Annotated in this window: 13 protein-coding genes; 9 read left to right on the top strand and 4 right to left on the bottom strand. The window is 45.2% G+C overall.

Features of this window, described 5'->3' with window-relative positions; genetic code table 11:
* Window positions 1–122 precede the first annotated feature (122 nt).
* Both HH301_RS09145 and HH301_RS09140 read left to right on the top strand, forming a co-directional pair.
* Window positions 123–890, top strand: coding sequence for an SDR family NAD(P)-dependent oxidoreductase (locus HH301_RS09145; protein ID WP_169568595.1), 768 nt, complete (start codon window positions 123–125; stop codon window positions 888–890).
* Window positions 891–1,080: 190 nt separating this feature from the next.
* Window positions 1,081–1,494 (top strand): response regulator, encoded by a 414-nt coding sequence (locus HH301_RS09140; protein ID WP_169568594.1) that lies wholly within the window; start codon window positions 1,081–1,083, stop codon window positions 1,492–1,494.
* A gap of 145 nt (window positions 1,495–1,639) precedes the next feature.
* Here HH301_RS09140 and HH301_RS17485 read toward each other — a convergent pair whose 3' ends face one another.
* Window positions 1,640–1,783: a hypothetical protein gene (locus HH301_RS17485; RefSeq protein ID WP_206378243.1), complete on the bottom strand. Its 144-nt coding sequence runs from the start codon at window positions 1,781–1,783 to the stop codon at window positions 1,640–1,642.
* A gap of 488 nt (window positions 1,784–2,271) precedes the next feature.
* Between HH301_RS17485 and HH301_RS09135 the strand changes: the two genes are divergently transcribed.
* The gene (locus HH301_RS09135) at window positions 2,272–3,318 is read left to right on the top strand and encodes an AbrB family transcriptional regulator (RefSeq protein WP_169568593.1); all 1,047 of its coding nucleotides are present in this window, start codon (window positions 2,272–2,274) and stop codon (window positions 3,316–3,318) included.
* On the opposite strand, the gene HH301_RS09130 is transcribed toward HH301_RS09135, so the two are convergent.
* The gene (locus tag HH301_RS09130; protein ID WP_169568592.1) at window positions 3,315–4,601 is read right to left on the bottom strand and encodes an MATE family efflux transporter; all 1,287 of its coding nucleotides are present in this window, start codon (window positions 4,599–4,601) and stop codon (window positions 3,315–3,317) included. The two genes, HH301_RS09135 and HH301_RS09130, sit on opposite strands and share 4 nt — an antisense overlap.
* 182 nt (window positions 4,602–4,783) lie before the next feature.
* Here HH301_RS09130 and HH301_RS09125 point away from each other — a divergent pair, with 182 nt between their 5' ends.
* From HH301_RS09125 to pgmG, 5 genes are all read left to right on the top strand, one after another.
* Window positions 4,784–5,491 carry a P-loop NTPase family protein gene (locus HH301_RS09125; RefSeq protein ID WP_169568591.1) on the top strand — a complete coding sequence of 236 codons (708 nt, stop codon included), beginning with the start codon at window positions 4,784–4,786 and terminating at the stop codon, window positions 5,489–5,491.
* 12 nt (window positions 5,492–5,503) lie between these two features.
* A complete protein-coding gene (locus HH301_RS09120; protein ID WP_169568590.1) occupies window positions 5,504–6,196 on the top strand; it encodes a DnaJ domain-containing protein in 693 nt (230 codons plus the stop codon).
* A 74-nt stretch (window positions 6,197–6,270) separates the two neighbouring features.
* Complete coding sequence (gene galU / locus HH301_RS09115) at window positions 6,271–7,152, top strand: UTP--glucose-1-phosphate uridylyltransferase GalU (protein ID WP_169568589.1); 882 nt, start codon at window positions 6,271–6,273, stop codon at window positions 7,150–7,152.
* An 11-nt stretch (window positions 7,153–7,163) separates the two neighbouring features.
* Window positions 7,164–8,471 carry a UDP-glucose dehydrogenase family protein gene (locus HH301_RS09110; protein ID WP_169568588.1) on the top strand — a complete coding sequence of 436 codons (1,308 nt, stop codon included), beginning with the start codon at window positions 7,164–7,166 and terminating at the stop codon, window positions 8,469–8,471.
* A 21-nt stretch (window positions 8,472–8,492) separates the two neighbouring features.
* The gene (pgmG, locus tag HH301_RS09105) at window positions 8,493–9,878 is read left to right on the top strand and encodes a phosphoglucomutase/phosphomannomutase PgmG (protein WP_169568587.1); all 1,386 of its coding nucleotides are present in this window, start codon (window positions 8,493–8,495) and stop codon (window positions 9,876–9,878) included.
* A 70-nt stretch (window positions 9,879–9,948) separates the two neighbouring features.
* Here the strand turns inward: pgmG and HH301_RS09100 are convergent, their stop codons facing one another.
* A complete protein-coding gene (locus tag HH301_RS09100) occupies window positions 9,949–10,314 on the bottom strand; it encodes a hypothetical protein (protein WP_169568586.1) in 366 nt (121 codons plus the stop codon).
* 276 nt (window positions 10,315–10,590) lie between these two features.
* The gene (locus tag HH301_RS09095; RefSeq protein WP_169568585.1) at window positions 10,591–11,463 is read right to left on the bottom strand and encodes a division plane positioning ATPase MipZ; all 873 of its coding nucleotides are present in this window, start codon (window positions 11,461–11,463) and stop codon (window positions 10,591–10,593) included.
* Between the two features lie 714 nt (window positions 11,464–12,177).
* Here HH301_RS09095 and HH301_RS09090 point away from each other — a divergent pair.
* Window positions 12,178–13,275 (top strand): NAD(P)/FAD-dependent oxidoreductase, encoded by a 1,098-nt coding sequence (locus HH301_RS09090; RefSeq protein WP_420821183.1) that lies wholly within the window; start codon window positions 12,178–12,180, stop codon window positions 13,273–13,275.
* Window positions 13,276–13,461: the final 186 nt, after the last annotated feature.

Here is a 13,461-nt window from a genome sequence, read left to right as displayed (position 1 = left end):
TTGACCTAACGCGAGCTTCTTCGAAATTCAACATAAAATGATCGGGTTTTCGTTGCACTAATGCGCAGGAACCCGCTACTTTAAGTGCAAAGAAAAATAAACAACCAATTTGGGGAACGTATATGTCCAACTCTCGAAAAGTTGCTATTGTGACTGGCTCAGCAACCGGAACCGGCGCCGCTATCGCTATTGAACTGGCTAAAAAGAACTACAACATTGTCGTCAACTACACGAAAAGTGAGACAGAGGCGAATGACACAGCGGACAAAGTCCGCGCGGAAGGCGCCGAATGCATCGTGGTACAGGGAGACGTCTCTCGCGATGAAGATTGCAAAAAACTGGCGCAGGCTGCTGTTGATAAATGGGGACGAATTGATGCTCTGGTCAATAACGCAGGGCGGACAAAATTTGTTCCACACGCTGATCTCGATGGCCTATCTGCTCAAGACTTTCAGGATATATATGCCGTCAATACAATTGGACCCTTCCAGATGACACGGGCTTGTGCTCCTTACCTCAAAGAAAGTGGTCGCGGCCGAATTGTCATGATTTCTTCTGTTGCGGGAACCCACGGCCACGGCTCATCAGTTGCCTATGCCGCTTCAAAAGGAGCGCTTAACTCCATGACAAAATCGCTCGCGCGGGCGCTCGGCCCAGAAATTACGGTCAACGCCATTTGTCCTGGCATGATTGAGACAAGATGGCTTAAGGAAGGTTGGGGCGAAGAAAACTATGATCGCAACAAAGCTTCCATGACGAAGAAGGTTCCATTGGCAAACATTTCTAAACCAGAGGATATTGCCGACGCCGTAGTTTGGTTCATCGAGGGTGCTAATCTTGTGACCGGCGAACTTCTGCTTGTTGATGGTGGCATGCATTTGGTGAGTTGATTGGAATTTGGTAACCGCGATGAGTGTGTTTCGACAGAACCGTTATCGCGGAACCACTTTACAATCAGAATCAATTTGCTATGGTTTTCTTTGTTGATTTTTCAACAACTTAACGGATAATTTTTTATCCTTGGTTTAGATGTAGTTGATGTTTGGAATAAATACGAATCCCCCAATTGCAGGCGGCTAGATGAACGATAACAGCAACCAGGTTCAGCCGACAGAAACTTCAGATGCCTTAGCTGAGAAGCATTTACTTATTGTCGATGATGAACGTGAATTCGGTGAATTCGTGAAGACTGTTGCTGAAGCCATGGGCTTCAAAGTGACGGTTACTGAAAAAGCACAGGATTTTCAGGCGTCCTACTTATCCTCAGTTCCCACACATATCGTCATGGATATGGTTATGCCAGGTATTGACGGCGTGGAACTCATCAGTTGGCTGGCCCAGCAAAACTGCGAAGCCAATATTTTGATCGTTACCGGCTTCAATCCCCGTTACATCGAATTAGCGGAAGATCTGGGCGGCGCAAAAGGGCTTTCCAAAATTCAAACACTGACAAAACCAGTTGCTTTGGCGGACCTTAGAAAAGCTCTGTCCTAAGATTTTTGTTCATCAATGCCTGCCAATCCAAATAAGATCCTCCAAAGGGCCCTTGGTTACCCCTATCCCCGGCCCAACCATTCTTTTCTCTTTTCTGACGGCAAGTTCGAGTCATTTCCCTCGGGCTCAACAGATTTCTCGGCCCTTACACCTGTAATCGCATGCGGATCCAACGCCGCACCAGAGCAACTTGCGCGGAAATTTGCACATATTCCAGCGTCTCAGATTCCTGTGACAAAAATCCATCTACGAGATTTTGTTTGCAGTTTTTCAGCCCACCTAACTGCATATGGATCAGTCCCCGCAACACTGAGTTATTCACCAGGGCAGCAAATAACAGGACATATCACGTGGCTTACTGGCAGCCAACTCGAGAGGATGCATGCAACAGAAGCATTGGGTGTCAATTACAGATTCTCCCGATTGGATAACGTTTTATGTGAATGTGAGGGTTACGGCCCTCTAAACACAATATATGCATACATTAGCAAGCACGGCCACTTCGGCCCTCATAACGAGCCGATCCTAATTCGGGAATTCAGCAACTCAAATGCGCCCTTTAGATCTGCCACTCAAAGGGAGGTGCAAAACCAAATTATTGAACTTTTCAATGAAGAGATATCACTTGATGAGTTTATTCTTTCAAATATAAAGGATAAAGATCTCAGAAAGCATCACATTCAAAAACTAAGCCGCTTTTCCTCCCCGTTCCATTATCCTCTGGAAACAATATTGGAGGGAGACTCCGTGTAACACTTTTGGGAGCCCTTCCCACCCATGGTCAAAAGTCTTAAATCCTTATTCATTGGCGCTATTGGTGGGGCCCTGTTTTTTTGGGCGAATTTACCTCTGGCCTGGATGATGGGTGCAATGTGCATCACAACCATTGTTGCCCTTAAAGGTGTAGACCTTCATGTGAATGGTACTCTCCGAAAAATAATGACTGCGATATTGGGCCTTATGTTAGGCACCAGCTTTTCTCCTGAAACGCTTGGGCATTTGAGCGCTTGGACAAGCAGCCTCACACTTTTAGCGGTAAATGTGATTGTCTGTATGTCTTTAGTCTATTGGTACTTTCGATATATTGGTAAGTTTGATCGGGTAACCGCCTTCTTTTCTTCTGCTCCGGGTGGCTTCAACGTCATGTATGAAATTGGGGAGGAAAAAGGTGGCGACGGAAGGAGCATCGCCCTGATCCATGCAACGCGCATCTTACTGCTTGTCATGACGGTCCCGCTTTTTTTTCGATATGCAACAGACATTGGGAGCACCAACGGAAGCACAAACAGCATTGAACTCTTCGGTATCGCTGGCCATGCAACGGGTTACATTTTAATGGTGGTTGCGGGCATATCTGGATATTTTCTGGGCGGATTATTGAAACTTCCTGCACACCATCTTCTAGGCCCTATGTTGTTTTCCGGCATTTTAAGTATCACTGGTCTGATTGACGTGATGCCCCCAATGATCCTGATTTACCTGGCGCAGCTGGTTATCGGGACCGCTATTGGACTGCGATTTTTGGGAACAACACTCACTGAAATCCGCAAAATCATTATGCTGAGCATCGGATCCACAACCTTGATGATTGGATTAGCAACGTTCTTTGCGCTTGTTTCATCTGATTACACGCATGTCAGTGTCGCCGGTTTGGTTCTCGCACTATCTCCAGGCGGCCTAGCGGAAATGTCACTTGTTGCACTAGCGCTTGGAATTGATGTGGCGTTTGTTTCCATCATGCATGTTGTCCGAATAGCCGCCATTATCACGATTATTCCAGTTATCTATCCCGCATTTGAAAAGCGCTGGAAAAACCGCGCCTAGTTTTTTAACGCTGATCGTCTGACTGCTGGATACATCAACATCAAAGTACCAGCCCGAGCTAGCATAAATAAGATGAGAGATAGCCATAATCCATCTGTCCCCCAACTATCTGCAAAAACTTGGATAGCTGCGAAATAGATTATGAAAGATATAATCATCCCGTTACGCATTTCCCGCGTTCGAATAGCTCCAATAAATATTCCATCCAGTTGGTATGACCATACTGCCGCCAGGGGCATTACAGTCAGCCATGGAAGAAACTCATAGGCTGCAAAGCGAACCTCCTCGATATCTGTTAGTAGATTAATCAGTCCATCGCCTGCAAATCCATAGACAAGCGCATAAAGCCCCGCAACAATGACTGCCAAGATGGTGCTTGAAAAAACAACTTCCTGTAATCTCTTCTCTCGTTTAGCGCCGATGGCATTACCAACCATACTTTCCGCTGCGTGAGCAAAACCATCCAAGCCAAATGCAAGAAAATGCATGAAATTCATCGCAACAGCTACCGCAGCAAGCTTATCTTCTCCCAGTGAGGCAGCAGTCGCAGTGAAATAGGCGAATGTAAAAATCAGCAGGATCGTTCGAATAAAAATATCCCGATTCACACTCATTAGGGCCCAAAAGCGCTCGAGGGAGAGGATATTCTGGATCACCCACATTCCCCCGATCCGCTTTAATTGGTTTGATACAATCAACAGACCAAGCACCACTGCCATATATTCTGCGATGACGGTCGCAATCGCAACGCCCGTAATTCCCATATCAAAACCAAGGACCAAAACCAGATCCAAAATGATATTCACACTGTTCATGAAAACTTGTGTGACAAGCGCCAGGCGGGTTTGACCTAAACCAATGAAAATTCCCAGAATAGAGTAATTTGCAAGCGCTGCAGGAGCGCCCCAAATTCGATAACCAAAATATTCTGCAGCACCACTCTCCACCTCTGCAGTACCTTCCACCAAAGTAAGCGCAATGTTCAATACGGGCCACTGTAGAGAAAGAACCAAACCAGATAGCACCAAACCCAATAAAAGTGCACGTGCTATGATTGACCTAATTTCATTTGCATCGTCGGCGCCATTCGCCTGAGATACGAAACCTGTCGTTCCCATTCTGAGAAACCCAAAACCCCAATATAAAAAACTGAAGATCATGGTTCCGATAGCCACCGCTCCCAGATTTGCTGCATTCGGCAGATGTCCAATAACAGCTGTATCAACCGCTCCCAATAGCGGAACAGACAGATTTGATAGGATAACAGGCCATGCTAGTCGCATAACCTCCTGATAAGAGGATTTTGGTGGGAACATTATCAATCGATTTTGAAGAGCTCAGAGAAACTAAAAATTATCCTGATTGAAAACTGCTTTCAACTGAATAACCGTTTATTGAAACTGCATATTTGAAAAGGACCACATTAATCCTTAAGTTAAATTGAGTGACTTCAGAACAGAAAATCATGGCTAAAGAACTCGATCAATCAGACGCGCAATCTACCAAATCAGATGTAGATGCTTTTTTAAAAAAAGTTGCCTTAACCCCAAAAGCTGAGGCAGGTGCAGCTTCTGGGCGCCTCTTGTTTGCGATTGACGCTACGGCTAGCCGTCAACCCACCTGGGATAATGCCTGCCAAATCCAATGTGAGATGTTTGAAGAGGCCTCGAAGACCGGGAAACTGGCAATGCAGGTCGCGTTTTTCAGAGGGTTTGGTGAATTTAAGGCAACTCCCTGGACTGAGAACAGTGACCGCCTGATCCGACCAATGTCACGCGTCCAGTGTCTTGGTGGCCACACGCAAATCAGAAAAGTCCTGAAACATGCAATCCGCAATAATGAGCAATCGCCAATCAACGCTGTTGTCTATGTGGGTGATTGCATGGAAGAAGACGCAGACGAGCTTTGTCATCTCGCTGGTCAATTGGGCATAACAAATACACCATTATTTATATTCCAAGAAGGCCACGACCCGATTGCAGAAAACTGTTTCAGGCAAATGTGCAGATTGAGCAAAGGAGCATTTTTCCGGTTCGACCAAAACTCAGTTGCTAGCTTGAGAAAGTTATTAAAAGCTGTTGCTGTATTTGCCGTTGGGGGACGAAAAGCCCTTCAGGATTATGGCAAAAAAGAAGGAGGTGACATATTGCTTCTTTCTCAGCAGTTAAAATAGTAGAGATAAAGAATGATCGGATATTTCATTCTTGGCGCTGCCCTGCTTTTCGCATTTGTTTTGGGTGGCCACGCAATCGCCAACGCCAAACCAGGAACCCTACTTAAAATTTTGAGATGGACCGGTTTAATCGGTTTCGCTGGTGCGGCCCTCTTCTTTGCCCTAACTGGACGTTTTCAAATTGCGTCAGGGCTTTTTATTGCGTCCCTCTTTTTCTTACGCAACAAACCTTTCTTCTCAAGTTCTTCTCCTTCATCAGGCCAATCATCCGATGTCAACACCGAGTGGCTCCACGCAACACTGGATCATGATAGCGGCGAAATGGATGCTACGATAAAGCAAGGAGAGTTTGAGGGCGCAACGCTGTCCCAGTTGTCATTTGAAGATCTTCTAAAACTGGAAACTGTATTAATCAAAGATCAACAAAGCCTTGCTATCTTGCAAGCATACATTGACAGAAATTTTGAGAGGGGGTCCCAACATAGTCATCAAGAAGACGCGTCTGAAAGCACAAACACGCGTCAAAATAACCAGATGACGAAAGCAGAGGCATATGAAATTTTAGAACTCGAGGTGGGGGCTAGCCTGAATGAGATCCGAGCAGCGCATCGAAGGCTAATGAAAAAGTTTCATCCTGACCATCAGGGATCTGCGTATATGGCGGCGAAATTAAACGAAGCCAGAGACATCCTCACAAAACAGTAATTATTCTATTATTGAATTGCAGAAATTAGAGTGCAATAAGCGAATGCTTAAAGCAAATGAGGGGTACTAACTTTATGCCACAAAAAGTCCGTAAAGCTGTCTTTCCTGTTGGCGGTCTAGGAACTCGTTTCCTTCCTGCGACAAAGGCAATGCCGAAAGAAATGCTTCCAGTGGTCGACAAGCCATTGATCCAATATGCAGTAGATGAAGCACGCGAAGCTGGAATTGAAGAGTTTATCTTCGTGACGGGACGCGGCAAAGTTACAATCGAGGATCATTTTGACAGATCCTATGAACTGGAAAGTGTTCTGGAAGAGCGCAATAAAGAAGTGGCATTAAACACACTTGCCGATAGTATGCCACCTACCGGAACCGTTGCCTATATTCGCCAAAGAGAACCACTTGGCCTTGGGCATGCCGTCTGGTGCGCAAAACGCTATGTCGGCGATGAGCCGTTTGCTGTAATTCTTGCGGATGACCTCATCCTGAGCAAGACTCCTTGCCTTGGACAAATGATAAATACGCGTGATGAAATGGGTGGAGGCAATGTTCTGGCAGCCATGGAAGTTCCCCACGAACACACCTCTCGTTATGGGATCATCAAACCAGGCTTTGATGATGAGAAAAAGGTTGAGATCAAACACCTTATCGAAAAACCAGATCCTAAAGACGCGCCATCAAATCTCGCTGTCATAGGCCGGTATGTTCTGGAGCCACAGGTTTTTGATCTTCTGGAAAATCAGGCTCGCGGAGCTGGGAATGAAATTCAACTCACTGATGCACTTTCAAACCTCTTAAAGACCAGTCCTTTCTATGGTCTTCGCTTTGAGGGCACACGCTACGACTGCGGCGACAAAATTGGTTTCCTGCAAGCAAATATTGCTTTTGCGCTAGAGCGAAGCGACATGGGGCAAGAAATAGCCAATCACATTAAAACGCTAGCGAAAGATCTATAAGGTAAATCAAAATGCGCATCACAATGGTCGGAACCGGTTATGTGGGCTTGGTCTCTGGCACCTGTTTTTCCGAATTTGGACATGAGGTAATTTGTGTTGATAAAGATCAAGGCAAAATTGACAGGTTGAATGCCGGTGAAATCCCAATTTTTGAGCCAGGCTTAGATGTTTTGGTTGCAAAAAACACTAAAGCCGGACGCCTTTCATTTCAAACAGACCTCGTGAGTGCAGTTGAAAAAGCTGACGCTGTATTCATAGGAGTTGGCACACCAAGTCGACGCGGTGATGGGCAGGCTGACCTAACCTATGTTTTTCAAGCGGCAAAAGAGATCGGCCAAGCCATCAAGGACTATACCGTTGTCGTCAATAAATCCACCGTTCCTGTAGGCACAGGACGCAAAGTAGCCGAAATCCTCGCCGAAACATGTACTTCAGATCTTTTCGACGTTGTTTCAAACCCGGAATTTCTTCGTGAAGGCGCAGCAATCGAGGATTTCATGCGCCCAGATCGTGTAGTCGTTGGGGCAGAAACGGACAAGTCAAAAAAGGTCATGGAAGCCATTTATCGACCACTCTCTCTGATCCAAACACCAATTCTGTTTACCTCATTGGAAAGCTCAGAGCTGACAAAATACGCTGGAAACGCGTTCCTGGCGACCAAGATTACCTTTATTAACGAGATCGCGGATCTATGTGAAAAAGTAGGTGCTGATGTTCATTCGGTTGCCAAAGGAATTGGCCTGGATGGCCGAATTGGCGGTAAATTTCTGCATGCTGGCCCAGGTTTTGGCGGCTCATGCTTCCCAAAAGATACACGAGCCCTCTATCAGTCATCATTAGAATTTGAAGCACCGATCAAACTGGTTGAAACGGTTATCAATGTAAATGAAAGCCGCAAAATCCGAATGGCGGATAGAGTTATCACAGCGTGTGGCGGCTCTATCGATGGCAAAAAAATTGCAGTCCTAGGGCTCACTTTCAAGCCAAATACGGATGATATGCGGGAAAGCCCCAGTCTTGATATTATTCCTACTCTTTGCAAGGCTGGTGCGAATATTCACGCTTACGACCCCGAAGGGATGGAAGAGGCCAAGTCATTACTCTCCGACATTACATTCTGCAAGGATGCATACGAGCCTTTAGAAGGAGCAGATGCGGTAGTCATTATTACTGAGTGGAACGAATTCCGCGCATTAGATTTAGATCGCGTGAAATCCAGCATGAAGTCACCCATCATGGTTGATCTTCGCAATATCTATGAGCCGAGGGAAATGAAAGATCTCGGTTTTGAATACACCTGCGTGGGTAGACAAGCTTAAGCCTTATAAAAGAGACACAACATGGCCTTAGAAAAACATGATTTTCATCCTTCCGTCTTGCGGGAATATGATATTCGCGGGATCATTGGGGAAACATTGTCTCCGATCGACGCAGAAGCCATTGGCCAAGCCTTTGGAACCCTGATGATTGAAAATGGAGACAACTCGGTAACGGTTGGTTATGACGGCCGTGCAACGTCACCTGAACTGGAAGAAGCCCTTGTTCGAGGATTGTTATCGACAGGCGTCAACGTTATCCGCGTCGGAATGGGTCCAAGCCCTATGCTCTATTTCTCAACCTATGAGTTGAACACGGGCAATGGCATTATGATTACTGGCTCACATAATCCCCCATCTCATAACGGGTTCAAGATGATCCTGGGCAAAAAACCATTTTATGGTGAAGCCATTCAAGAACTGGGTAGGCTCTGCGCTTCAGGCTCGTTCAAATCAGGAACAGGATCAGTTGCAGAAGACCCAATGCTGGATCGCTACGTTGCCCGAGTTTTGGAAGACTATAAGCACAAATCCGACTTAGTGGTAGTATGGGACTGCGGGAATGGAGTGACTGGTGAGGCCATGCGTAAGGTCGCGAAGGACCTTCCTGGACGACATGTCCTTCTTTATGATGAAATCGATAGCAGCTTCCCCAATCATCATCCTGACCCAACAGTTGCCGACAATCTGCAGGATCTTATTCGCACAGTGAAAGGTGTCGGTGCAGATCTTGGTATAGCTTTCGACGGTGATGGAGACCGTATTGGTGTTGTTGATAGCCGCGGAAACATCATCTGGGGCGATCAACTGCTTGCAATTCTCTCCAGAGAGATTTTGAAAAAAACACCGGGCGCCTCGATCATTGCAGACGTCAAAGCAAGTAAACTGCTGTTTGATGAAATTGGAAATTTGGGTGGTGATCCTGTCATGTGGAAGACAGGTCATTCCTTAATCAAAATCAAGATGGCTGAGCTTTCCTCTCCGCTGGCTGGTGAAATGAGCGGGCATATCTTCTTTAATGATATTTTCTATGGCTATGATGATGCACTCTATGTGGGTCTTCGTCTTCTGAACCTTCTGGGTCAGGAAAGCCAATCTTTGGATGAACTCTTTGATAATCTTCCAACCGCTATCAACACACCTGAGCTTCGGTTCGATTGCCCAGATGAAGAAAAGTTCAAAGCCGTTGAGCGAATCCAGGCGCAGCTTCGTGAGAAGAATGCCGATTTTTCTGATGTCGATGGTGTCCGTGTCAACGTGCACGGTGGCTGGTGGCTATTGAGAGCCTCTAATACTCAAGCGGTCCTCGTAGCGAGATGCGAAGCACCAAGTGAAGAAGCCCTTGAAGATGTCAAACTGCATATGCGGGACAATCTTCAGGAAGCCGGCATTGAAATGCCCGCCATATAGGTATTTAGATTTGCACAAACAAAAAAAGGCGCTGAAAAATCAGCGCCTTTTCTTTTTCCAAATCAGTTTTTTAGCTGACCTTCCCTTTTTTCTTTAAGGGAATACCCATCCAGGATTCACCTGAAGCCATAACACATGTCGCGCCGTTTGGCTGCGTAAGCACGATTGTCCAAGTAACACCGTCTGGGCTTGTAAAGACCTCAAGAACACTTCCATTTGCGGCTAGTCCCGCTGCAACTGGGGCTTCCTGAAACTTTCCATCCAAGTGTTTTACAAGTGCGCCACGCTCGAAACAGGCATTTTGAGCACTCGCCTCTGTCACTTGAAATGAAACCATCATAGCTGCAAATACTAGCACTGAAAGTCCAATAGAAATGACAGAGCGCATGCGTAGACCTTCAACCGCTGCATCGTAATGTTTGGAATATTTAAACATACGCTCCTCCTTTTACATTGAAACCTTCGAAAGGAACCGACCTGTGGCCAAAATCCATTCGAACTCTTTAACAGTTACAATGTATACGCAGAAAACGTTAATATAAGATATACGGGTTAATTTTTATGGCAAAATTGTGATCAAGCACAAAGTTTTGCTTGCTAACCTGTTGATTTATTTAGGTACATCTTAACGTAGAAATCTGCACCTTTTTTATTCGCGGATTGTTTTATGGGATCAATCTTGGAAGATTGATCCCGCTTTTTTGATAAAATTCTAAATTTCGTCGATCTTTTCTTCCAAACCAGGTAACTGCAGCGCTTTAATTAGATTTCGAATTTCTTGGCGCGCAGCGACATGGCTCATAGACATTTTGACCCCCACGCCTTTGCGTTTTAGATCAAGAACCGTGAGACCTTTTAGAAACAACTCTCTAAAGATCACTCGTTCCCCAAAACCCGGTGCAGCACGAAATGAAATCCGTGAAGCTAACTTATCAAGAATTTGCTCAATATTCCGCTTGTTATGGGCATCCGTGTGAGACAGACGATTTCGCATCACGACCCAGTCTATTTGGTGCTTGTCGATAAGGGCGCGGCGCTTGCGCTGTTCCCAAACCATTTCACTATACCAACTTGGCCGTTCAACATCATATGTGCGTTCATTGACCTTGGCTAAGAGATCAAGATCAATAAAACTGTCATTCATTGGGGTTAATAGTGTATCCGCAAAGGAGTGGCCGAGCTTTGCAATAAAGCTATCTGCTCCTGGACAATCCACAACAACAAAATCGTTGCCATAAACTTGCTCTTGCAGTGCAGCGACGAACCGTGCGCGCTCATCACTCTGAGCTTCGTCCATGTTTTTCTTTTGGCTCGGTTCAATAACAGTCAAGGAGGGCATTGGAAGCTTAAGCTTCTTATTAGTCACAAAATCCTGACGGTTTTCGATATAACGACCAAGGGTTTTTTGCTTACCATCCAAATCAATGGCTCCGACCCTGAAACCCAGCGTCAACAGAGATACAATCACGTGCATGGCAGTCGTTGACTTACCAGACCCCCCTTTTGCATTCCCAATGACAATAATATGGGCACGTGTAGCCTGAGTATCACTGGCTGGTTTTGTCTCCTCAACTGTAAGCGTCACTTTTCACTCCACATTTCGGTAACCTGTCACCCAAAATCATTAGGCAGTTTATCTCTCAAACTAAGGATTAACCCAGCATTACTAACCTGACAAGACTCATCTTACACGACAACATGTTGTGGTCTTATTAAACTAAATACAAATATATAGAAAAAGTTGAGTAGATATGCAGTTTTCTCGCATGAGTTTGAAGAACACTAACAAGTTCATTCAGTAACAACATAGGATCCCGATTAAGTTTGCCTCACAAGCGCGTCAATTAAATGACTGAACGCACAGTTCCTACATATAGACAACAGACATTCAACAGCGCAGAAAACTAGGCTTTTCCCCACAAACGTGTAAATTTAATTCAGTACGACAGATAATTTCAAACGGTGACCATGGGCCGAGAACATAAAACTAATATTATCCGAACTTTCCCCATCTGCTATTAAAACTCTTGGCTGACATGGAATACCAATTACTAATGATAAAAATTTCTGATCTGACACAAAAGAGAGGACGCGGCTTCCCAAATCTTGTCCGTTTCGCAAATACAAAGCCCCAGAACTGCGAATCTCCACACAAAAAAACACTCCATAATTTACGTATTAACCGGTTAATACGCGATTAGATAAAATTAGATTTTAAATTGTGTCCGAAAACCAAACAGCTTATAGAAACCCATGGAGTTCCATCAGATAGACAAAAAAATCACCCTCAGCCTTAATGATCGACAGAATTGATACAGTTATAGTGGGGGCCGGTGTCATCGGTCTCGCGATTGCCCGTTACTTTGCCAAAAACGGGCACGAAGTACTCGTCCTAGAAAAGCACCCACTGTTTGGTGAAGAAACATCCTCTCGCAACTCAGAAGTTATTCACGCAGGTATCTATTATCAAAAAGGAAGCTTGAAGGCGCGCCTCTGCGTGGAGGGGAAAGCGCAACTCTATCAATATGCAAAACACCATAATATCCCTCACAAGAATTCTGGAAAGCTGATCGTCGCCACCACAGTTGAAGAGTTGGACGTTCTAACGAACATAAAGAAAAAAGCGAAGGATAATGGAGTTATGGATCTTGAATTCATCTCCGAGAACGCCGCGAAAGAGATGGAACCCGCTCTTCACTGCAAAGGTGCACTCCACTCTCCCTCTACAGGTATCATTGATACGCATCAATATATGCTGTCATTGGTGGGGGAAGTCGAAGATAACGCCGGTTTCATCGCCTATAACACTGAATTTCAAAGCGCAGAAATAATTGAAAACGGCTTTCTTCTCAGCATGAAGGACGGTACAAAGCTTGCCTGCAACCGCTTGATAAATTCGGCCGGATTGGCTGCACAGGCCGTTTCAAAATCCATAAATGGCCTGGAAGATCGATATATACCGACCCGTTACCTAACCAAGGGTAACTACTTTACTATGTCAAAGCCAAGCCCGTTCAATCGCCTGATTTATCCGGTCCCGAATACAGCAAGCCTTGGCGTACACGTCACATTGGATTTAGCAGGTCAGATACGCTTTGGGCCAGATCAGGAATGGGTTACCGAAATAGATTACAGTGTGGACCCCAACAGGGCTGAGAGTTTCTATGGCGCTATTCGACAATATTATCCAGATCTTCCTGAGGATAGCCTGACACCCGCCTATTGCGGCATCAGACCTAAAATACAAGGGCCGAATGATCCGATGAAGGATTTTTGTATCCTTGGATCAACAACTCATAACATACCGAACCTAGTCCTTTTATATGGAATGGAAAGCCCCGGCCTTACATCCAGTCTAGCGATTGCTGAATATGTTTATAATCTTCCCAAAATTTGATCCTGAATCTGATTTAAGGTCCAAACATTAAAATTCTCAGAAATTCGCCAGTATCTAAAGTTGCTGAATATGAGGCTTCTTGGTCAGCTTATTTCGGATTTCAATGATATACTGAAACGATACTGCGAATTTCGAAATCCGCCTCCAAAACTGTTGATTTTTTTGCAAAATGCGAAAAATCCTTAA

It is taken from the genome of Sneathiella limimaris (genome assembly GCF_012932565.1).
In the GTDB taxonomy this organism is placed as follows: Bacteria; Pseudomonadota; Alphaproteobacteria; order Sneathiellales; family Sneathiellaceae; genus Sneathiella; species Sneathiella limimaris.
This window is presented reverse-complemented; position numbering and strand designations above follow the sequence as displayed.

What these genes read in the sequence shown, in the direction of transcription:
- HH301_RS09145 (WP_169568595.1), top strand. Translation starts at nt 123, where the DNA reads ATGTCCAACTCTCGAAAAGTTGCTATTGTGACTGGCTCAGCAACCGGA.
- HH301_RS09140 (WP_169568594.1), top strand. Translation starts at nt 1,081, where the DNA reads ATGAACGATAACAGCAACCAGGTTCAGCCGACAGAAACTTCAGATGCC.
- HH301_RS17485 (WP_206378243.1), bottom strand. Translation starts at nt 1,783, where the DNA reads ATGCAGTTAGGTGGGCTGAAAAACTGCAAACAAAATCTCGTAGATGGA.
- HH301_RS09135 (WP_169568593.1), top strand. Translation starts at nt 2,272, where the DNA reads ATGGTCAAAAGTCTTAAATCCTTATTCATTGGCGCTATTGGTGGGGCC.
- HH301_RS09130 (WP_169568592.1), bottom strand. Translation starts at nt 4,601, where the DNA reads ATGCGACTAGCATGGCCTGTTATCCTATCAAATCTGTCTGTTCCGCTA.
- HH301_RS09125 (WP_169568591.1), top strand. Translation starts at nt 4,784, where the DNA reads ATGGCTAAAGAACTCGATCAATCAGACGCGCAATCTACCAAATCAGAT.
- HH301_RS09120 (WP_169568590.1), top strand. Translation starts at nt 5,504, where the DNA reads ATGATCGGATATTTCATTCTTGGCGCTGCCCTGCTTTTCGCATTTGTT.
- galU (WP_169568589.1), top strand. Translation starts at nt 6,271, where the DNA reads ATGCCACAAAAAGTCCGTAAAGCTGTCTTTCCTGTTGGCGGTCTAGGA.
- HH301_RS09110 (WP_169568588.1), top strand. Translation starts at nt 7,164, where the DNA reads ATGCGCATCACAATGGTCGGAACCGGTTATGTGGGCTTGGTCTCTGGC.
- pgmG (WP_169568587.1), top strand. Translation starts at nt 8,493, where the DNA reads ATGGCCTTAGAAAAACATGATTTTCATCCTTCCGTCTTGCGGGAATAT.
- HH301_RS09100 (WP_169568586.1), bottom strand. Translation starts at nt 10,314, where the DNA reads ATGTTTAAATATTCCAAACATTACGATGCAGCGGTTGAAGGTCTACGC.